This is a genomic window from Sphingobacterium sp. Ag1 (genome assembly GCF_000988325.1).
Classification (GTDB): domain Bacteria; phylum Bacteroidota; class Bacteroidia; order Sphingobacteriales; family Sphingobacteriaceae; genus Sphingobacterium.
This window is the reverse complement of sequence record NZ_LBGU01000039.1, coordinates 121,016-143,382: the sequence shown is the minus strand read 5'-3', so window position 1 is coordinate 143,382 and position 22,367 is coordinate 121,016. Positions and strand designations below refer to the sequence as shown.

General features: G+C 40.1%; 15 protein-coding genes. 10 read left to right on the top strand and 5 right to left on the bottom strand.

The genetic code is table 11. From position 1 onward, the window contains the following. Window positions 1-15: 15 nt before the first annotated feature. On the bottom strand, window positions 16-3,240 hold the full coding sequence (locus AAW12_RS13405) for a SusC/RagA family TonB-linked outer membrane protein (protein WP_046674148.1): 3,225 nt from the start codon (window positions 3,238-3,240) through the stop codon (window positions 16-18). A 49-nt stretch (window positions 3,241-3,289) separates the two neighbouring features. Continuing rightward, entirely contained in the window at window positions 3,290-4,456 is a 1,167-nt protein-coding gene (locus AAW12_RS13400; protein ID WP_046674147.1) for an ROK family protein, read from the bottom strand. A 227-nt stretch (window positions 4,457-4,683) separates the two neighbouring features. Between AAW12_RS13400 and AAW12_RS13395 the strand changes: the two genes are divergently transcribed. From AAW12_RS13395 to pnp, 3 genes are all read left to right on the top strand, one after another. Next, complete coding sequence (locus AAW12_RS13395; protein WP_046674146.1) at window positions 4,684-5,895, top strand: acyltransferase family protein; 1,212 nt, start codon at window positions 4,684-4,686, stop codon at window positions 5,893-5,895. A 104-nt stretch (window positions 5,896-5,999) separates the two neighbouring features. Beyond that, on the top strand, window positions 6,000-6,278 hold the full coding sequence (gene rpsO / locus AAW12_RS13390; protein ID WP_046674145.1) for a 30S ribosomal protein S15: 279 nt from the start codon (window positions 6,000-6,002) through the stop codon (window positions 6,276-6,278). A 588-nt stretch (window positions 6,279-6,866) separates the two neighbouring features. After that, window positions 6,867-9,050 carry a polyribonucleotide nucleotidyltransferase gene (pnp, locus tag AAW12_RS13385; protein WP_046674144.1) on the top strand — a complete coding sequence of 728 codons (2,184 nt, stop codon included), beginning with the start codon at window positions 6,867-6,869 and terminating at the stop codon, window positions 9,048-9,050. A 334-nt stretch (window positions 9,051-9,384) separates the two neighbouring features. Here the strand turns inward: pnp and AAW12_RS13380 are convergent, their stop codons facing one another. Together AAW12_RS13380 and AAW12_RS13375 are read right to left on the bottom strand one after the other, a co-directional pair. Continuing rightward, the gene (locus AAW12_RS13380; RefSeq protein ID WP_046674143.1) at window positions 9,385-9,711 is read right to left on the bottom strand and encodes a DUF493 domain-containing protein; all 327 of its coding nucleotides are present in this window, start codon (window positions 9,709-9,711) and stop codon (window positions 9,385-9,387) included. Between the two features lie 77 nt (window positions 9,712-9,788). After that, on the bottom strand, window positions 9,789-12,071 hold the full coding sequence (locus AAW12_RS13375) for a GH92 family glycosyl hydrolase (protein ID WP_046674142.1): 2,283 nt from the start codon (window positions 12,069-12,071) through the stop codon (window positions 9,789-9,791). A gap of 147 nt (window positions 12,072-12,218) precedes the next feature. On the opposite strand from AAW12_RS13375, the gene AAW12_RS13370 reads away from it, so the two are divergent. Continuing rightward, window positions 12,219-13,229 (top strand): LacI family DNA-binding transcriptional regulator, encoded by a 1,011-nt coding sequence (locus AAW12_RS13370; protein WP_046674141.1) that lies wholly within the window; start codon window positions 12,219-12,221, stop codon window positions 13,227-13,229. Here the strand turns inward: AAW12_RS13370 and AAW12_RS13365 are convergent. After that, a complete protein-coding gene (locus AAW12_RS13365; protein WP_046674140.1) occupies window positions 13,219-13,599 on the bottom strand; it encodes a methionine-R-sulfoxide reductase in 381 nt (126 codons plus the stop codon). The genes AAW12_RS13370 and AAW12_RS13365 overlap by 11 nt on opposite strands. A gap of 491 nt (window positions 13,600-14,090) precedes the next feature. Between AAW12_RS13365 and AAW12_RS13360 the strand changes: the two genes are divergently transcribed. Genes AAW12_RS13360 through AAW12_RS13335 form a run of 6 tightly spaced genes read left to right on the top strand, consistent with a single transcriptional unit; the run spans window position 14,091 to window position 22,339 of the window. After that, window positions 14,091-15,353, top strand: coding sequence for a cytochrome c3 family protein (locus tag AAW12_RS13360; protein ID WP_046674139.1), 1,263 nt, complete (start codon window positions 14,091-14,093; stop codon window positions 15,351-15,353). 37 nt (window positions 15,354-15,390) lie between these two features. Beyond that, window positions 15,391-18,405: a TAT-variant-translocated molybdopterin oxidoreductase gene (locus tag AAW12_RS13355; protein WP_046674138.1), complete on the top strand. Its 3,015-nt coding sequence runs from the start codon at window positions 15,391-15,393 to the stop codon at window positions 18,403-18,405. Between the two features lie 29 nt (window positions 18,406-18,434). Then, entirely contained in the window at window positions 18,435-19,919 is a 1,485-nt protein-coding gene (gene nrfD, locus AAW12_RS13350; RefSeq protein ID WP_046674137.1) for an NrfD/PsrC family molybdoenzyme membrane anchor subunit, read from the top strand. Window positions 19,920-19,925: 6 nt separating this feature from the next. Further along, window positions 19,926-20,462, top strand: coding sequence for a DUF3341 domain-containing protein (locus tag AAW12_RS13345; protein ID WP_046674136.1), 537 nt, complete (start codon window positions 19,926-19,928; stop codon window positions 20,460-20,462). Continuing rightward, a complete protein-coding gene (locus AAW12_RS13340; protein ID WP_286833372.1) occupies window positions 20,446-21,084 on the top strand; it encodes a c-type cytochrome in 639 nt (212 codons plus the stop codon). Before AAW12_RS13345 ends, AAW12_RS13340 begins: the two co-directional genes overlap by 17 nt. Window positions 21,085-21,103: 19 nt before the next feature. After that, on the top strand, window positions 21,104-22,339 hold the full coding sequence (locus tag AAW12_RS13335; RefSeq protein WP_046674134.1) for a hypothetical protein: 1,236 nt from the start codon (window positions 21,104-21,106) through the stop codon (window positions 22,337-22,339). Window positions 22,340-22,367: the final 28 nt, after the last annotated feature.

Below are 22,367 nucleotides of genomic sequence, written 5' to 3'. Positions count from 1 at the left end.
CTCGTGGGTAAAAAATTAAAAATTAGCATTCAATGAAAAACCGAAACTTCGGGTAGCAGCAGATGAACCAACGTCTACACCTTGTGCCCACCATTTGTTACCTACTGGAGCTTCAGGGTCAAGATTTTTCAATGTACGGTAGAAGTAGAATAGATTTCTGCCCAATAAAGAAACCTTTAAGTTGTTAATTTTAAGTCTTTTGGTGAAACTGTCTGGAATACGGTAACCAATAGACAATTCTCTTAATTTGATAAAGTTGTTGTCGTAAACGGCACCTTTTTCAGTCCAAGAATCTGCACCCCATCCGAATGTGTTCATGTAATATTCTGCAGCACTCAAATGTACATCGTTTGCTTTTCCTGTATTGGCGTTAACACCTTGCAAAGTCACTCCATTTTCGCGATATGGTAAGGTGTTTTCATATAGACCAGCACTCATGCCGTATTTGAGGTTTTCGGATACCATTTTACCTCCAAAACGATAATCAGCAGTAAAGTCTAACATAAAGTTTTTATAGGTAAATGTATTGGTCCAGCCTCCGATCGCTTTTGGCATAATGTTGCCAGCATATTTGTACTTGGTTTTGTCGATCACATAGAGTCCATCGTCAGAGATCAAATTATTGCCGTTTTGATCTTTGGCAATGTCATAAACGTAAATATTTCCTAATTTCTCACCTTCTTTTGCCGTAATCTTCAAAGAGTTTTCATCGGCAGAGTAGAATACCAATTCTTCAACACCCGGTGCTAGGGTTTTAACTGTCGACTTATTAAATGAATAGTTTAGTCTAGAATTCCAGGTAAAGTTTTCATTTTGAATTGGGGTACCGTTGATAGAAAGCTCCAAACCGTTATTGGCAATTTTTCCGATATTCAAAATTTGGGAAGTAGCCCCTGTAGAGGCTGGTGTTGTAAGTCCTAAGATCTGGTCGTCGATATAGTTGTTGTAGTAACTAACATCCAATCCTAATCTATTTTTTAGAAACTTCAATTCCATACCGACCTCAACCTCATATTTACGCTCAGGACGTAGATTAAGATTTCCATAGTTATTTCTATAGGTCAATGATGGAACAGCTCCATTGATGGTCAATAATGGATTTTGGTTGTAAGCGATATTTGCTTCGTAGATTGCGGCATCATTACCAACAATACCGTAGGAAGCGCGAAGTTTACCGTAGGAGAACTTATCAGACTTGATATCGAAAGCATCGCTGAAAATAAAGCTACCACTAACCGAACCATAGCGATAATTATTGTTTGATGAAGGTAGTGTAGAAGAATATTCAGAACGATAAGTACCGTCTAAGTAAGCAAATCCTTTATAGCCAATATTCAAGGAACCGAAGTAGGCATATTTTAGCATTTCCTTTCTGCTATTTGAAGTTGTTGCCTGCGCGTAACTATTGCTTAAGCTAAACCAGTTTTCTGTGACAAGACCACCTGCTGTACTTGACGATTGATCATCATAACGCTCTGATCTCGATTGGAAACCCACGCTCGCTGAATAGTCGAAATCTGCATTGATTTTGTTGCTATAGGTTGCCATTACATCACCATACAGGATCGAATAGACTCCTTTTGAAGTTGCGAAGCCTCCAGAACTGCTGGTAGTTGAATTGTAAGCCGTTGCATATTCGTTGTATTGCTTGTTGATGCTCGTTGCAGAAGTTAAGTCATTACCAATTCTTCCGCGGAGTTTCAAGTGATTTACAACATCCCAGTTTAATGTGGCACTTGTTAAAATCCTATTTTCGGTCTCATCATAACTGTTTTTGTACTGATTCCAAAAATAATCTAAGAGGTTAGAAGCCCTCATCGTGTATTTGAAGTCTTCAGGACGTCCTGTTCCAAATTTGGAATATTTGTAGCCGTCAGTGGTTTGATACGCATTTTTCATGGCAGACATATCTTCTGTTCTGCTGAAAAACCCGTCGAAACTTCCAAGTACCTGACCCAACAGATAGGTTCTGTTGTGGGTATTGGTATTGATAAAGTTAGCGACGATATCGGTCGACAATTTGTCGCTAAGTTTTAGCGTGCTATTAAGGTTGAAGGTATTTCTGTTTTGTTTACTACCAGGGCTCGTACTTTTATAGTCCATTCTGGTCGCACTCAAACGGTAGTTAATTTTCTCTGTTTGGTTTGAGATACCAACGTTAATATTGGAATTGTAGCCTTTGTCAAATACGTCGTAGTAGTTATTTTCACGTGCTTTGTATTGACGTACCTGTCCGTCCCACCACATAACATCTTCGCCAGTGAATTTTGGACCAAAACTTCCGTAGGATCTATAGTATGGCCTTCTTCCCGAAGGAGAATTAGCATCTGTAAACCAACCTTCGGCAGACGCGCCGTTAGCGATGTTTGTCGCTGCGTCGTAACCGGGTCCATAAATATTTTGGAACTTCGGTAAAAAGGCTGCTCTTTCGATTGATCCATTATAGTTGAAGTCAATTCCTAGACCTCTTCCTTTTGTGCCTTTCTTTGTTGTAATAACAATTACCCCACTTGCAGCGTCCGAGCCGTATAGTGCACTGGCTGCAGCACCTTTTAAGATGGAAATATTGTCGATATCAGCGGGGTTGATGTCCAGCATACCATTACCCCTAATACGTTGATCGTCCCAATAATTATTATTGTTTGCACCAGTCGCACCACCTTGTTGATCGTTACGGATGATGATACCATCAACAACATAGAGGGGCTGACGTTGATAGTTTAATGAATTGATACCACGGATTTGAACGTTAACCGCACTGGCAGAACCACCCGGAGCAGTGGTGATTTTCACACCTGGTGCTTTACCGTATAGTGCTGATCCAAAGTTGGTGTTACCCGCTTTAGTGATTTCCTCAGCTTTGATATTGCTAACTGCATATCCTAGCGCCTTAGATTCGCGCTTGATGCCCATCGCTGTGACAACAACTTCATCTAAAGCCGAAGCGTCCTGATTTAAGGATACTTTAATCGATTTAGCGGAAGTAACCGTAACTTCTTGGGTTTGGTAACCCACAATAGAAATACGTAATACTTCTCCTGGGGATGCTTGAATGGTAAAAGCTCCGCTTGCATTTGTTTGGGTTCCTTTGACAGTGCCCTTAACAGAAACTGTCGCTCCTGAAACTGGACCTTTGGCGTCAGTTACTGTACCAGTAATGGTTTGTTGTGCGTAAAGCGAAGTGGCGCTAAATAGCGTACACAATGCTATACCCGCTGCTTTTTTGTAAAATAGACTCATTTTTTAATGATTAGTATGAATTACAATAAGTAAATGATTAGTGTGGTTATTATTTTGTTAAAATTTTATTAATGTGATTTTCGACTACAATCGCTGCAGTACCTTTGATTTGTGCATGTTTGTTTAAAGATGACATTTGCACATTTGTCGTTTTTGCAATTTCAGGAATACAAAATTCATTGATGGCAATCTGTATTTGGGGATTCAAAATTCGGCCCAGTTCTGCACCTCTTCCGCTGACGATGATCTGTTTTGGATTCAGAATATGGATAAGCGTTGATATGCCTTTACCCAACATATAACCTATTTTTCCTAAATTATTGATAGCAATTTGATCGCCCACGTTCGAAGCTTCAATTAAAGCATCGATTTTGTTGAGCTTACTTTTTACAAAAGTACTGTAAATGGAATATTCATTGTTTTGGATGTCAGTTTCCGTACTTCGAATGGCTGCGTCTAATGAAGCTTCTACCTCTAGGCATCCCCTTTTCCCGCAAGAACACAAGGTGTTGTCATCCGAGAGCGGGATATGACTAAATTCTCCCGCAAAACCTGATTCGCCTTTGAAAACAGAGCCATTGATAATAATGCCCAATCCAACACCCCAATTTAAATTGATAATGAGTGAATGATCAATATCTTTTGCTGCTCCAAACTCTTTTTCTGCTATAGCAATGCATCTGGAGTCATTCTCTATCACAGTTGATATTTGGTATTTTGCTTCTATGCTACTTTTAATACGGTATAAAGGATGGTTGTGCGGGTAAGATTCATTGACACCCAATTCTGAATTGACGAATCCCGGTATACTAAGGCCAATTCCAATTATTTTGTCCCTTTGGATTCCCGATAGTTCCAAAATCGATTCAATTTCGTCCAATAGTAAATTAGCAGAATTACTGGACTTCAATTCTAAGGGAACATCGCGGTGTTCGATAATCTTCTGCTGATTGAGATCTGTTAAGGTAAATGTAGAGAAATGCTGATCGGCTGAAATTGTCAGGATATAAAAATTCAGTGCTGGATTAATAGCGAACTGTAAAGGACGTCTTCCGCCGGTAGATTCTGCAAAACCACATTCAACAATTATTTTTTCTTCAAGTAAACGATTGATTATTTTTGTAATGGAAGGTGTACTCTTGGAGAGCTTTTTGACCAACTCTGCAATAGAAAGCGCAGAATCAAAATAAAGGTTTTTCAATATTTCTTTTTCCATTAGTTCGTGTGGTTTCTAAAAGTTGATTAAACTTTTGTTAAAGATATGTTAAATCGCATGTAAGATCAAAATACTTTTTAAAAAACTTTAAGAAGTTGTTGCTGCGCGGCGTTTTTTTTGTTTTTGTGTAACAATCTACATTCCTGTTTGTGCCATTAAATCATAGATTATGCATAAAAATGAATGTCAAATAGCTTATATTTACCCTTTAATTATATGATCTGATTATGAAACAACGCTATTACTCCTTGGATGTCTTTCGTGGAGCTACTGTGGCACTGATGATTATGGTGAATAATCCGGGGACATGGGCTCATATGTTTGCGCCGCTAAAACATGCAGAATGGCATGGTTGCTCGCCTACAGACCTGGTTTTTCCTTTTTTTCTTTTTGCAGTGGGTAATGCCATGTCTTTTGTTATCCCACGATTACAGGAAGCTGGTCCAGCGATATTTTGGCAAAAAGTCATTAAACGGACGGTCTTAATTTTTGCGATCGGACTTTTTATAAACTGGTGGCCTTTCGTGAAATGGGATGGCGCAACCCTGGTATTTAAGCAATGGGTAGACGGAGCGGACCCGAGCCGTGGAATTCGGATTTTTGGCGTATTGCAGCGCATTGCTGTCGCCTACTGCTTTGCGTCAATTCTCGCCTATTATTTTAAAGAGAAAACCATTATTTGGATTTCAACAATCATTTTATTGTTATACTGGGCGATTTGTGCAATCGCTGGCGGGGCAGATCCCTATAGCTTGGAAGGCTGGTTCGGTACACAATATGATATCGCCATTTTAGGTTTACCGCATGTTTACAAAGGGGAGGGGGTACCCTTTGATCCCGAAGGACTGATGAGCACATTACCGACGATTGTTCAGGTCGTCTTTGGGTATTTAGTTGGTGTATTTATAAAAAAACAAGGTCAGGTGGATTGGTTGTGGTCTAAAGTACCGCCCTCTAATGAGCCTCATTTTAAATTGCTGGCGGGCATGTTTGTGACCGGATTTATTTTAGTCGTCCTGGCTTGGATATGGGCTTTGGGTTTTCCGATCAATAAAAAAATATGGACAAGTTCCTACGTGCTCTATACCACAGGTTTGGCAACCATGACGCTGGGTGGCATGATCTGGTTTATTGAAGTACAGGGCGTAAAAAATAAATTGACACAGTTTTTTGATGTTTTTGGTAAAAATCCATTGTTCATCTTTGTGTTGAGTGGGATCTTGCCGCGCTTTTTGGGATTATTCCGAATTCCTGATGGCCTAAAAGAAGATGGCACACAAAAATACCTCGACGCTTTTGGCTGGTTCTATAAATACGTTTGTGCGAAAATCCCCGGGATACCAGAAGTTGGATCTTTTGTTTATTCGTTATGCTTCCTGACCTTAATGTGGGTAATTTGCTATTGGCTGGACAAGAAGAAAATTTATGTAAAGGTGTAACATCAGGGAGATCTTTGCTTGTTAAATTATTTTGGCACTCCAAGATTTTTGTTATCTTTGCAGCCAATTAATAAAATTTTTAACGCTTTAATATTATTCAGGAAATGTATTTAAGTAAAGAGTACAAAGCTGATATCTTCGCAGAATTTGCTGGATCAGCTACAAACACAGGATCTACTGAAGGTCAAGTTGCTTTATTCACTAAGAGAATTGCTCACTTAACTGAGCACTTGAAAAAAAACAGAAAAGATTTCGGTACACAACGTGCCCTACAAATGTTAGTAGGTAAACGTCGTTCATTATTAGCTTATCTTTATAAAAAAGATATCAACCGTTACCGTGCGATCATTAAAGGTCTAGGTTTACGTGATATCATCAAATAAGCTTTTATACAAAGGTGTTAAGAAAGCCATCCAAATTTTGGATGGCTTTTTTATTGTGTATATCTAGACAGATTTATTAGTGAACTTTGCGCGTCTCAAAGGGATTATTCTATTTATAACGGCTTTCGCAATTGCTTGGGATACCCTTGGGAAAAGGAGGGGATGGTATAGGTTCTTTCTTACTTCAATTTCGCCATTTAGTCATTATTTAATCGTTTTTTCTTCGGAACTTCTTCGGTCTTTATTCGCTTACAACCGAAGAAGCACCGAACGAGTACCGAACAAGTACCGAAGAAGCACCGAACAAAGGGCGAAAATGAACATAAAATTTTCCCAGTCTGTTTTCCTACTGTTGTCGCCTAACTTACCAATGTTTTCCAGGTTTACTGCTGAACTTTTTGCTCTGAGCTACGTTGTTGAATGAGTCGCTGGACTTTTTGGCACAGTTATTCCGATGGTTTGATGATTTAGCCTGCCGTTAATTGCATTAATCTTAATATTTTAATTTACCTTTGTGCTGAAATCTAATGTATTTAAAATATTGGCATGCTGCCAACAAGATGAAAAGCATGTCGCAAACAAGATTAAATGAATTACAACGAAATTAAAACAACCATCGATATGGGTAATGGCACCCAGATCGAATTGTCTACAGGTAAATTGGCAAAACAAGCTGATGGTGCTGTAGTATTAAAACAAGGTGATACGATGTTACTTGCAACAGTCGTTTCAGCTAAAGAAGCTAAATCTGGGGTTGATTTTTTACCTCTTTCGGTAGATTACCAAGAAAAATATGCGGCAACAGGCCGTATTCCAGGAGGTTTCTTACGTCGTGAAGCTAGACTATCGGATTATGAGGTATTGATCTCACGTTTGGTAGACCGTGCATTACGTCCCTTGTTCCCTGAAAACTATCACGCAGATACACAAGTGGCAATTAGCTTGATTTCTGCAGATAAAGATATTATGCCTGACGCTTTAGCAGGTTTGGCTGCTTCTGCAGCTATTGCTGTTTCTGATATTCCTTTTAATGGACCAATTTCTGAAGTTCGCGTTGCGAAAATTGACGGTCAATTGGTGATCAACCCAAAATTATCTGAACTTGAAAAAGCAACGCTAGAATTTATCGTTGCTGGTTCTGCACAAGATATTGGTATGGTTGAAGGTGAAGCGAAAGAAATTTCTGAAGCTGAAATGGTAGAAGCAATTGCTTTTGCTCATGAAGCGATCAAAAAACAAGTTGCTGCTCAAGTAGAACTGGCTAACTTAGTTGGTAAAACGGTTAAACGTGAGTATAACCATGAGCCTGAAAACCTTGAATTGAGAGATGCTATTTTTGCAGCTACTTACGATAAGGTTTACGCTATTGCAAAATCTGCTTCTGCAAAACATGACCGTTCTGAAAACTTCGCAAAAATCGCGGAAGAGTTCAGAGCAACAATGCCCGAGGAATTGGATGATGATACAGCTTTCTTGTTCAAAAAATATTTCCACGATGTTCAGTATGATGCTGTTCGTAACCTTGTCCTGGATGAGGGAATTCGTCTAGATGGCCGTAACGTACGTACAGTTCGCCCAATCTGGTCAGAAATAGATTACTTGCCTGCTGCACATGGTTCGGCTGTATTCACACGTGGTGAAACACAATCATTGACTTCGGTTACTTTAGGTGCTAAAGACGATGAGCAAATGATCGATGGTGCTTTTATCAACGGTTATAACAAGTTTATTCTTCACTACAACTTCCCTGCATTCTCTACAGGTGAGGTAAGACCTAATAGAGGTCCAGGTCGTCGTGAAGTTGGTCACGGTAACTTAGCAATGCGTTCATTGAAACAGGTACTTCCTGCAGACAGTGAAAATCCATATACGATCCGTGTTGTTTCTGATATTCTGGAGTCAAATGGTTCTTCTTCTATGGCAACTGTATGTGCTGGTACATTAGCACTTTTGGATGCCGGTGTGAAATTGAAAGCGCCAGTTTCAGGTATTGCCATGGGATTGATTTCTGATGAGAAAACAGGTAAATATGCGATCTTATCGGATATCTTAGGTGATGAAGATCATTTAGGTGATATGGACTTTAAAGTAACGGGTACAGAAAAAGGTATCGTTGCTTGTCAAATGGACTTAAAAATCAATGGTTTGAAATGGGAAGTGTTGACGCAAGCTTTGGATCAAGCAAAAGAAGCGCGTTTACACATCTTGGGTGAGATGAAGAAAACAATTTCTGCTCCTCGCGAAGATTACAAACCACATGCACCTCGTATCGTTCAATTATTGATCGATAAAGAATTTATTGGCGCTGTAATCGGACCAGGTGGTAAAATTATCCAAGAAATGCAACGTGAGACCGGTGCTACAATTTCGATCGAAGAAGTTGATAACAAAGGTGTTGTGCAAGTATTCGCAGATAATAAAGCGGCTATTGATGATGCAGTAGGTCGTATCAAAGCGATTGCTTCTAAACCAGAGATTGGTGAAACTTATGAAGGTAAAGTGAAATCAATTATGCCATTCGGTGCTTTCGTTGAAATCATGCCTGGTAAAGATGGTTTATTGCACATCTCTGAAATTGACTGGAAACGTCTTGAAACAATGGACGGTATCTTCAAAGAAGGTGATAAAGTAACAGTTAAATTGTTGGATATCGACAAACAAGGTAAAATGAAGCTTTCGCGTAAAGCGTTATTGCCTCGTCCTCCGAAAGAAGACAAACCAAAGCAGGATAAACCTGGCGAAGCTCCTGTAGCTGGTGCCGGCCAAGAATAAGTTTATTCTTTAAATGATATGAAAAGCTCGCTTTACGCGGGCTTTTTTTATGGAAAATAAAACTTAGCAGCATCTTTATCCCATGAAAGGTATACTTCGCTTGCTTCTGTTGAAATCCAGTCAGATTCTGGAACAGTTTGCTGCCCGGCGGGATGTCAAACGAATTTTGGATTTTTAAAGGAGGAGACTGCTGTTAATCTATTGAAACTACATCATGATAGTAAAAGATTTAGTGGCGATTATTGGCTGGATGTTGTGGTGTTGAAATAGGGAGGCGCGATTACAATAACGATGAAACAACTGAGGCTGTCAATTCGACAGCCTCAGTTGCTTTTTATAACATGATAACACCTTTTATCTTCGCTACTTCTTTGTAGTAGTAGATCACCTGGTCGGCGTCTTTAACGTTCAAGTTTACCGTAATTGAAGTATATTTACCTGTTTTGGAATCCTTAAAATCAAACTGAGCACCTGTGTCATCAAATACGCTCTGAATCTGATTGAAGTGGTCCTGATCTTTTGGTAAGATAAATTTATACGTATAGTCCTTTGGAAATGTTTCTAAGTCTTCTAAGCGCTCTTTAAAAGTTTCATAGAAGTCTTTTGGATTATCACCTCCGTCAGGGATATCTTGTATATTGATGTTTTTGTAATCTGCCATGTTTTGTTTCTCCTTAAATATGTTATTAAGGTATTAACAAATATTAATCCAGTAATGTTTTACTGACAATTTTTCAGTTAATTATTGTCAATGCTTGAAGGCCAATCGGCTTTGTTTTTACCGAAGTTTTTGTTTGGCGTAGCACTCATCTCGATTTCCATCTGTCCACCTGCTAAAAGTTGCGCATGTGTAATGAACGTTTTGGCGTAAGGCTTGCCATTTAATTTGATCGATTTGATGTATTGATTGGCTTTGCCTTGGTTTTTAACATCGATCGCTAACGTTTTGCCATTCGGTAGATTGATATTCGCATGTTGCATCATCGGAGAACCGAAGACATAAACACCACTCATTGCATTCAATGGATAAAAGCCCATTGCCGAGAATACATACCATGCGCTCATTTGTCCGACGTCATCATTTCCACATAGACCAGCTGGACTGTTTGTGTAAAACTCAGTCATCGCTTTACGGACTAAGGCTGCACCTTTCCAAGGTTGTCCCGCGTAAGCATACAAGTAAGGGATATGGTGATTTGGTTCGTTACCTTGCGCATATTGGCCGATTAGTCCTGAAATATCCGGTGAAGCTTCACCACCAAGATCCGATGACATGGTCGTAAAATAATCCAGTTTTTTCAAAAATTTCTCCTCGCCACCGAAAAGATTGATCAGACCTTTGACATCTTGGGGTACTAACCAGGTGTATTGCCAAGCATTACCTTCGCAATAGTCATTCTCGCGGTGTTTGGCCATCAATGGGTCGAAAGGTCTGCGGAACGCACCATTGGCTTTTTTACCGACGAAATGACCTAATTCTTTGTCAAAATATTGCTCGTATAGTTTATAGCGTTTTTTGAAATAGGCAGCGTCTTCTGTTTTACCCAGTTTTTCGGCAATTTTATACGCACCGAAGTCAGCAATAGCATACTCCAATGCCCATGCTACAGACTCATTAGGCATGCTGTCGATCGGAATGTAGGTCAGTTCACGCGCATATTTTAGACCGTGATCATTACCCATAGCCGTGGTCTTAACAGCTTCCCACATCAAAGGATAATCTTTCTCGTCAATAATTCCTTTTAAGAAAGCGTCAGCAATCACTGGAATTGCAGGCAGCCCCACCATGGTGTTGGTTTCATTGCCTTGTAAGTGCCACATGGGTAATTTACCTTGTTGTTGATAGATAGCCAACATGGTTTTGATAAAGTCCTGATTGATTTTACGGTCTTCCAAGATGGTCATTAAGGGGTGTAGGCCCCGGTAAGTATCCCAAAGCGAAAATACCGTATGGTTGACAAAATCCTGTTTCTCGTAGACTTGTTTGTCGGTCCCTAAGTAATCGCCGTTGGCATCGTTAAAGATGGTAGGGGCGAAGTAGGTATGGTATAATGCCGTATAGAAGATGGTCTTTGTATCCTTGTCGGCTTCAAATTGAATCTTATTTAAGGTTTTGTTCCAACGTTGATCGGCGTCTTGCTTTACTTTTTCAAAATTCCAGCCTGGAATCTCGGCGTTGATGTTGTTCAGCGCATTGGTCGAGCTTACCGGAGAAATACCGACTTTAAGTTCAATGGTTTTGTTTTTAACAGCATCAAAGAATAAAGCCGCTTTGATTGCCTGTCCTTTGAATGTTGTTTGGCCTAATTTTTCTTCTTTACCGTCGAAAAATCTTACTTTTTGTATCGGTTGGGAAGTTCTGATCGCAAAATACAATTTTTGATCAGTGGCCCATCCTGTTGAAAAGCGGTAACCAACAAAGGTCGAGTCGTTCACCTGTTTGATGTAAGTGTCTGTCGGTTTATCCCAGTTGATATGGTAACCTAAGTCGACCAAAATATGTGCATTGTCTGTTTTTTCATAGCGATATTGATGATAACCAACACGTTCGGTTGCCGTCAAGTTGGCTTGTACTTGGTAATCATCTAAATAAGCGCTATAGAATCCCGGCTTGGCCACCTCATTTTCCTTTTTGAAGGAAGAGCCATAACCTGTATTCATTTTGTTGAATTCTGCGGGCGTTAATTGTAATTTTCCGTTAGCAGGAACGATCATAGGGTCGTTGAGGTCACCGATACCGGTTCCGCTCAGGTGGGTATGGGTAAAACCCAAAATTTCCTGGCTTTTGTAATTGTATCCACTGCACCAATCCCATCCGTTGAACTTGTCCCAAATCTGTGGAATTTGAGTAGGCCCCAATTGCACCGCACCTAAAGGTACATTGGCGCCAACAAAGACGTGGCCATGATCCGCGGACCCAATAAAGGGGTTGACATATTGTGTAAGATTTTGCTGGGCTTGCGCACAAAATGGTAAAATTAGTGTGCCCAACACTGTTTTGAGTAGTTTATTTCCTGTCATAGGTTTTGTTCGGGTATTTGAAAACTGCTTAAAATTAGTAAATAAAACCTTTTAGCGCAATTTTATTATTATTTTAGTAAATTGTCGTTAAATTTTTTACTTTAGTAATCTTCGTAATAAAAAACTTAACAAACCTACTACTACTACATGAAGAAACGTATTCTGATCAGTGATATCGCAAAGGCCTTGGGGATTTCTGTAACTACTGTGTCCTTTATTTTGAATGACAAGGCAAAAGAGAAGCGTATTAGTGAGGCTTTGACAAAGCGTGTGCTGGATTATGTCAAAAAGGTAGGGTATAAGCCGAATGAATTGGCAAAAAGTCTCCGTACCGGAAAGACAAAGATTTTGGGTTTGATTATCGAGGATATTTCCAATCCTTTTTTTGGGAATATTGCACGTCTGATCGAAAGTAAGGTCTATGAGCAGGGCTATCGTATTATTTATTGTAGTACCAACAATGATGTAGAAAAAGCGAAGGAGTTGATCCAGATGTTTTACGATCGGCAGGTGGATGGTTTTATTATTACACCTTCCGATGGTTTGGAAGATACCGTAAAGCAGTTACAGCAGAATAATATCCCGGTTGTGCTCTTCGACCGTTATTTTCCGGGGCTTGAAACAGACTATGTTGGGGCCGACAATTTTCAGGGGGCCTTTGATGCCAGTAACCATTTGTGTCAACAAGGTTATAGACGTATCGGATTTGTATCGCTCTACTCGGATCAAACTCAAATGAAAGAGCGTTCAGATGGCTATATGAAAGCTATGGATAATAATAAGCAGCAAAGTTTTATCCAGAAGATCCAGATGGATGCTTCGGATGAGGAGGCGATGGAATCTTTGCGGGAGTTCATCTGTGAAAACAGGCTGGATGCTGTTTTGTTCTCCACTAACTATTTGGCGATTTCGGGCTTGAAGGCCGCTAAAAAGTTCAACTTTACGATGCCAGCAGTCATTGCTTTTGACGACCATACAGTTTTTAAGCTGGTAGAACCTGCTATCACCGTTGTTTCGCAGCCGATCAAGGACATTGCTGAGAACCTGATCAATATTTTGTTGCTTCGTCTTCAGGGTAAAATAAAAGCAACACGTAGAATGGTGTTGCCTTGTGAACTGAAAGTTCGTGAGTCGACTAAAGTGAAAGTTATTTCGTAGTATCGGCTACAAATTTCATTGAAATAGAATTAACGCAGTGACGCGTGTTTTTTGTCGTAAAGCCTTCTCCAAGGAACACATGGCCTAAATGCGCACCACATGTGCTACAAAGGATTTCAGTGCGGCGACCATCGGCATCGGTGATCCTTGTAATTGCCCCAGGAATCTCATCATCAAAACTCGGCCAGCCACATCCTGATTCAAATTTTGACTCCGAACGGTATAGCGGGCTGTCACAACGGCGGCAGATATACGTTCCTTTGAGCTTATTGTCTAAAAGTTCACCCGTAAAAGGCCGCTCAGTTCCCTTGTGTATAATAATGTATTCCTCTTCTTTACTTAGCGGGTTGTATTTTTTGTTTGTTTCCATGGCTGTCGTATGTTAGTCGTTGATTTTGACAGGAGCGGTCGACTGGGGTCAATCTATTCCTTTATATAAAAGAGCATCTCTATAAAAGTAGTATCATCCAGATTCTTTCATTTTCAGTCTGGGAATTGATCCTGGCCCGGTCTCCATTCATCTTGATAAAGTTACGGAAATAAAGACGAAAAAAAATTTTTTGTGTTCCTCGTGTTCGTCAATTTTGGGTATTTTAAATTGTCATGGAATTGTCTTATATTTGAGTGGCTATCCAAATGAAAAGTTGTAGCGATGGAACTACTTTAATAGCTTAATGCTGTTTTTATCCTTGTTTAAACGCATTTGTTTAGAATGATTATAAATTGATATTAAAGGTCACAAAATTGTCAGCGATTTGTTAATAAATCATACTTTTGTGGCATTGTTAGGGGGGTAGTGGCTCCTTTAACCATGGGAGTTAATTTTTTACATTCACAAATAAATAGTATAAAGTGCTAAATATGAGAACTATCTCATCCGTTTTGGGAAGCCTTGCGAGGGTGGTGTCAACGAGTTTGATGCTATTATTTGCCGTTACGACGTTGCATGCGCAAGATGTCAAGGAAGGTGAAAAAATCTTCAAATCTAAGTGTACATCCTGTCACGCCATTGACAGAAAAGTGGTCGGTCCTGCTTTGAAGGGGATTCCAGAGACGAAAGACGAAGCTTGGTTAATCAAGTGGATCAAGAACTCTCAGGCTTTAATTGCGTCTGGCGATGCTGATGCTGTTAAAATCTTCGAAGAGAACAACAAGCTTGTGATGACTTCTTTTACTGATTTATCTGACGATCAGATCAAGTCGGTATTAGCGTATATCACAGATGCTTCTAAGGAGAAACCGAAGGATCCAAACAAAGATGGAGCTGCTGCTAAAGATGATAACGCGTCTATGTTCATGATTTTGGGCTTGATCGCAGTTGTTGTTTTGGCTGTAGTGGTTATCGTGGTGTTGAATCGTGTGATCCGTACCTTAGAAAATGTTATTGCTAAAAACCAAGAAGCTATTGCTGCGCAACAAGAGCCAGAGGATAGCCAACGTTTTGTGAAGTTTGCGAAAGCATTCGTTAAAAACAAAAAGTTGGTTGGCTTTACAGTCTTGATGTTGGTTGCATTATTAGCTGTCGGTGGTTGGAAGACCATGTGGAACGTTGGTGTTCACCAAGGCTATCAGCCGGTTCAACCCATTAAGTTCTCGCACCAAATCCACGCGGGTGTTAACAAAATTGAGTGTCAATACTGTCACGGTGGAGCATTTAAATCTAAAAATGCGTCTATTCCATCGGCCAACGTATGTATGAACTGTCACAATACAATCACTGCTTCAGAGCATTATGATGGTGAGATTTCTCCTGAAATTGCTAAGATCTATCGTGCATTGGATTGGAATCCTGATACGCGTACTTACGGTAACAATCCAAAACCAATTCAATGGGTTCGTATCCACAACTTACCTGACTTTGCTTACTTCAACCACTCACAACACGTTGTGGTAGCTGGTGTAGAGTGTCAAACTTGTCACGGTCCGATCCAAAATATGGAAGAAGTATACCAATACTCTCCATTGACGATGAAATGGTGTGTTGATTGTCACAAAAAGACAGATATCAAATCGGATAACAAATACTATGAAGATTTGATCAAAGCACACGAAAGAATTAAGAAAGGTGAGAAAATGACTGCAGCCATGATCGGTGGTCTTGAGTGTGGTAAGTGTCACTATTAATAATTATTTGAAATACGCAATCTTATATACAGCTTAAATGGATAGCAATAAAAAATATTGGAAAGGTTTGGAAGAGTTAAATCAAACTCCTGCTTTCGTTGAAGGAAGCAAGGGTGAGTTTGCCGAATCTATTCCTGTAGAAGATGTATTAAACGAAGCTGGCTTGAGTACTAAAACTCCTCGCCGTGACTTCTTGAAAGCATTAGGATTTGGTTTGGGTGCTGTTTCTTTAGCGGCTTGTAACCGTACTCCTGTGCATAAGGCAGTTCCTTATTTGATTAAACCTGAAGAGGTGACTCCAGGTATCCCTAACTATTATGCTTCGACGTTCAACGGTCAAAGTATCTTGGTTAAAACGCGCGAAGGTCGTCCGATCAATGTTGAGCCTAACCCGAATGCAATTGGTTTGAACCAAGGTTTGGATTCAACGACTGCTGCTTCCGTATTGGATTTATATGATGAGTCCAAATTGAAACAGGCACAATTGAAAGGTCAAGATGTAGAGTGGTCTAAATTGGATGGGGAAGTTGTTAAAGCTTTGAATGCAGCGGCATCTTCTGGTAAACAAATTACGATCGTTTCTAACACGGTAAACAGTCCTTCAACGTTGGCGGCTATCGCTGCTTTCGCAACGAAATTCCCAACAGTTAACCATGTACAATACGATGCTGTTTCTTACAGCGGTATTATTGAGGCGAATAAAGCTTCATTTGGTAAAGCTGTTGTGCCTTCATACAATTTTGAAAAAGCAAATGTGATTGTTTCCGTTGCAGCTGATTTCTTAGGAACTTGGTTAGCAGGTGAAGAGCATACACAACAATACGCTAAAAACCGTGATTATAAATCGTTGAAAAACGGAAAAATGTCACGTCACGTGCAATTTGAGTCTGGTCTTTCGATGACTGGTACAAATGCGGATGCACGTATCGCCATCAAACCTTCAGAAGAAGGTGCGACCTTGATCGCTTTATATAATGCAATCACTGGTCAATCTTTGGCTGGCGCTACTGCGAACAAAAAAGCACAAAAAGGTGTCGCTCTAGCGGCGAAAGAATTGGTGAACAGCAAAGGCGCAGCAGTTGTTGTTGCTGGTTCTAACGATGTCAATGTACAGGTATTGGTCAATGCAATCAACGTTGCATTAGGTGCTTACGGTACAATCATCGATTTGGATAACTATTCTAAACAATATCAAGGTTCGGATTCTTCGTTCCAAGCTTTCTTAGCAGCAGCGAAATCAGGTCAAGTTGGTGTTGCGTTCTTCTTGAATAGCAACCCGGTGTATGACTACTTCAAAGCAGATGATGTAAAAGCGGCGTTGAAACAAGTTCCTTTCACCTTATCGTTTTCGCAACGTGCGGATGAAACAGCTTCTGAATTGACAGCGATTGCTCCAGCAAGTACATTCTTGGAGTCTTGGGGTGATGCGAATCCAAAAGAAGGTTTGTTCTCGATCGTTCAACCAACAATCAATCCTGTTTTCAAAACACGTCAAGCTGAGCAAAGCTTATTGACTTGGGCAGGAAATGATACCGATATGTACAACTTTGTTAAGAACTTGTGGTCGACACAAATCTTAGCAGGTTCTACGAAAACTTGGGATGCTGTATTGCAAACTGGTTTTGAATATAAAGGTGCTAAAGCGGCAACAGCTCCTGCATTTACAGGAAATGCTGCAGCGGCAGCTTCAGCAATTGAGGCATCAAGCAAAGCGATTACAGGTGAGTTTGAATTGAAACTTTATGAGCCTGCTGGTCTTCGTGACGGTCGTTACGCGAACAACGCTTACTTACAAGAATTGCCTGACCCTGTTTCTAAAGTAACTTGGGATAACTACGCTGCTCTTAACCCGAAAGATGCTGAGAAATTAGGATTGGGTGAAGATGGTAAAGTGACTGTAAAAGCAAATGGTGTTGAATTGGAATTGCCAGTTGTACAACAACCTGGTCAAGCACAAGGAACAGTTTCAGTTGCTGTAGGTTACGGCCGTACAAAAGTGGGTAAAGCAGGTAATGAAGTTGGTAAAAACGCATTCCCTTTTGCTTCTATCATCAATGGTACAGTACAAGGTGTTGCTAAAGCAACTGTAGCGAAAGCGTCTGGAACTTACCAATTGGCACAAACACAAACACACCACACGATCGAAGGTCGTAACGTGATCCGTGAGACGACATTTGCGAAATATCTGAAAGATCCTAACTCTGAGGCAGGACGCTTTACAGATAATCACAAAACATACGATTTGTGGAACAAATATGAGCAACCTGGTCACAAATGGGTGATGGCAATCGACTTGAACGCATGTACGGGTTGTGGTGCTTGTATTGTTGCTTGTAACGTTGAGAATAATATTCCTGTTGTAGGTCGTGATGAGGTTCGTCGTCGTCGTGAAATGCACTGGTTACGTATTGACCGTTACTATACGATCGAAGGAAAAGATCAAGATCTTACAAAAGAGAAAGAAATTGCGAGAGCTTCGGCTGATTTAGATTTCGAAGATATCACTGTTGTTCACCAACCGATGTTGTGTCAACACTGTGGTCACGCACCTTGTGAAACGGTTTGTCCAGTATTGGCAACAGTACACTCTTCAGAAGGTTTGAACCACATGGCATATAACCGTTGTTTTGGTACACGTTACTGTGCGAACAACTGTCCGTTCAAAGTTCGTCGTTTCAACTGGTTTGCATACTGGAATGATTCACGTTTTGACAACTACTTGAACAATGAGTTCACACAATTGGTATTGAATCCAGATGTTGTTACTCGTTCACGTGGGGTAATGGAAAAATGTTCAATGTGTATCCAACGTATCCAAGCAGGTAAATTGCAAGCTAAGATTCAAAATCGTAAAGTTAAAGATGGCGATATCCAAATGGCTTGTCAACAAGCATGTTCTGCAAATGCGATCATCTTTGGAGATGCAAATGATCCAGAATCAGAAGTATCTAAAGCATTACGCAACGAGCGTGTTTATTACGTACTTGAGGAAATCAATGTTCAACCGGGTATCGGTTATATGACAAAAGTTAGAAACACTTTTGAGGCGTAATCTTGTACAATATTTGAAATAAAAATACTATGTCATCGCATAACGAATCAATATTAAGAGAACCATTAATGACCGGTAAGGACATTACGTATGCAAAAATTACGGATGATATCTTACTACCGGTTGAAAATAAACCGAATAAAGCATGGTGGATTGGTTTTACCGTTGCTGTATTAGGTGCTTTATTATGGGTAGTTAGCGTTAGTTATACCTTTTGGACAGGTATCGGCGCTTGGGGTCTGAATAAAACTGTAGGCTGGGCTTGGGATATCACCGACTTCGTATGGTGGGTAGGTATCGGTCACGCGGGTACGTTGATTTCAGCTGTATTATTAATCTTCCGCCAAAACTGGCGTAATTCAATCAACCGTTCTGCAGAGGCGATGACGATCTTTGCGGTAATCTGTGCGGCTACATACGTTGTAGCTCACATGGGTCGTCCTTGGTTGGCCTATTGGATTTTCCCACTTCCAAATCAGTTTGGATCACTTTGGGTAAACTTCAACTCTCCTTTGGTATGGGATGCGTTTGCGATCTCGACTTACTTTACAGTATCCTTGGTATTCTGGTACTGTGGTTTGTTGCCGGATATCGCGACAATTCGTGACCGTGCTACCGGATTAAAACAAAAAATCTATTCTGTATTATCATTCGGATGGAATGGTTCAGTTAAGACTTGGCAACGTTTTGAAATCGTGTCATTGATCTTGGCCGGTATTTCTACTCCGCTGGTACTTTCTGTACACACGATCGTATCCATGGACTTTGCAACTTCGGTTATCCCTGGATGGCATACAACGATCTTCCCTCCGTATTTCGTGGCGGGTGCGATCTTCTCTGGTTTCGCGATGGTACAGACTTTATTGTTGATCTTACGTAAAGTAATGAACTTTGAGAACTACATCACGATGTTCCACATTGAGTCCATGAATATCATTATCATGACAACAGGTTCTATCGTAGGTGTGGCTTATTTGACTGAGTTGTTTATCGCTATGTACTCGCGTTCAGAATACGAAATGTATGCGTTCGAGAACCGTATGTTGGGTCCATACGCTTGGGCTTACTGGTCAATGATGACTTGTAACGTAATTTCTCCGCAGTTATTCTGGTTCAAAAAAATCCGTACAAGTATTCCAATCTCCTGGATCTTATCGATTGTTGTAAACATCGGTATGTGGTTTGAGCGTTTTGTAATTATCGTGACTTCATTGCACCGTGATTACTTGCCTTCATCTTGGGCAATGTTCTACCCAACTTGGACAGACGTAGGTATCTTTGTAGGTTCAATCGGATTATTCTTTACATTATTCTTGTTGTTCTTACGGTTCTTACCAGGTATCGCTATCGCCGAAGTGAAATTGTTGTTGAAATCATCTTCATTACAACATAAAACTAAATTGGCTCAAGAAGGCGCATTCCCTGAGGAACAAGTGAAGTACTTCCAAGAGTCATTAGAGAAATATGATTCAGTGACAGAAGAAGAGATTAAAGAATTATCAGTTAGAAAATAATCAGCAATGAGCAATACAAAATATATATTAGGTAGTTTTGCGGATCCCGATGAAATGATGCATGGGATCGACAAATTGCAAGCAAACAATATTAGTATTTACGACTGCTTTACTCCGATGCCTATCCACGGCATCGAAGCGAAGTTAGGCGTAAGACCTTCTCGCTTGCCTATCGCAGCATTTTGCTTTGGAGCATTAGGAACGACATTAGGTTTTAGTTTGTTGTATTATACAATGGCATACGATTGGCCGATGAATATCGGTGGTAAACCATCATTTGGTATGCCAAACTTTGTTCCGGTTACATTTGAGGTTACCATCTTATTGTGTGCTTTGGGTATGGTTGCTACGTTTTTCTTCCGTAACCACTTATTTCCGGGACGTGCACCTCGTGTAATGGACTTGAGAGCAACAGATGATCGTTTCATCCTTGCAGTAGATGCCAATGAAAATACAGATCACGCTTTGATCGATTCTTTATTGAAAGAAGCTGGTGCTGTTGAAGTTAAGTACAATGATAGAAAATATGTTAGCTATGAATAAGAAGAATTTACTTGGAACGCTATGCGCAGCTGTGGCATTGACAGCACTTGTTTCTTCTTGTGGTGACAAAACAACTCGTAGTACAGGTTTAGAGTTTTCTCGTAACATGTACGATCCGCTTGCTTTCAATCCGGATCAACCTAATGCGAATTTTGCTGATGGAAAAACAGCACAAACACCTCCTAAAGGTACAGATCCAATTGGTTTTACTCGTTTTGAGTATGCCAATACATTAGAGGATTATGAACGCGCAGGAAGAGAAGTAAAAAGTCCTTTGGTCGTAAATGCCGAAAATCTTGAAAAAGGGAAAGCGTTGTTCACAACTTATTGCTCTATATGCCATGGAGTAGAAGGTAAAGGTGATGGTCCTATCACAAAAGATCGTAGCGTGACTGACTCAAGAGGCACTCGTCAATTAGAGAACTTTCCTCCGCCACCATCTTATCACAGAACAGATGCGGCGAGCTCTTCACGGGGTGGTTTGATGGCTGACTTGACTGATGGTAAAATTTACCATACAATTTATTACGGACACAACTCGATGGGATCACATGCATCTCAATTGTCTCCAGAGGAGCGATGGAAAGTTGTTATGTATGTTCACGAATTACAAAAGAAATAATCTAACATCAGATATATAAATGGGAACTCACAGTCATCATCACGATTATAATTTCAACGAGCGATACGAGTTTGCTGGCAAAGCTAAAATGTTCAGTATTGTCGCTGTTGTACTAGGCGTAGCTGCTGTAGCTTTCGGGTTGCTTTCGGGCGATCACGTTACTGTAGAGCGTACTTATGCCAACTTGTTATTGATGGGTTATTACTTTACATGTGTATGCGCAGCTGGAACATTCTTCGTTGCCTTGCAATATGTAACACAATCTGCATGGTCTGCAGGTTTGGTACGTATACCTCAGGCTATGGCGAGTGTTTTACCAATTGCATCGTTGATTTTATTGGTTATCGTCGGTTTAGGTTTAACCACACATAACTTATATCATCACTGGAATGCAGACGGTATCACTGATCCGCATAGTACAAATTTTGACCCTATTATCGCAGGTAAATCTGCTTATTTAAATGTTCCATTCTTCTTGATCCGTCAGGTTGTATTTATGGGTACATATAGCATTTTTGCTGTTATTTTTGCGAAACTTTCTTATAAAGAGGATTTAGAAGGTGGATTGACTTCTTATAAAAAGTCATTCAAATTGTCAGCAATCTTCTTAGTTATTTTTGGTTTTACTACACCTATTTGGTCTTTCGATACAGTAATGTCTTTAGAGGCACACTGGTTTTCGACAATGTTTGGTTGGTATAACTTTGCAGCAATGTGGGTGAGTGGTATTTCATGCATCACGATCATCGTTGTTGTATTGAAGAAAGCTGGTTATATGAACTGGGTAAACGAAAATCATTTACACGATTTAGGTAAATTGATGTTCGGTTTCTCGATCTTCTGGACTTATGTATGGTTTGCACAATTCATGTTGATTTGGTATTCAAACATTCCAGAAGAGACAGTTTATTTCTACAAACGTTGGGAACCGGAATACAAACCTTGGTTTTGGTTGAGTATTATCATTAACTTTGTGGCACCATTGTTATTATTGGTAGACCGCGATGCGAAACGTAAACAAAACGTGATGTTGTTTGTCGGTATTCTATTGTTAGCGGGTCACTGGCTTGATTATTATATCATGATTATGCCAGGAACTGTAGCTGAGCACAGAGGATTTGGTATCATTGAAATCGGAACTGCACTTGGTTTCTTAGGTTTGTTCATCTTCTTAGTGATGAGTAAATTGAGTAAACAAGCATTGGTGCCTAAAAATCATCCTTTCTTGGATGAGAGTTTGCATCACCAGATATAGTTTCACTTTTAAAGGAAGGTTACGTAAA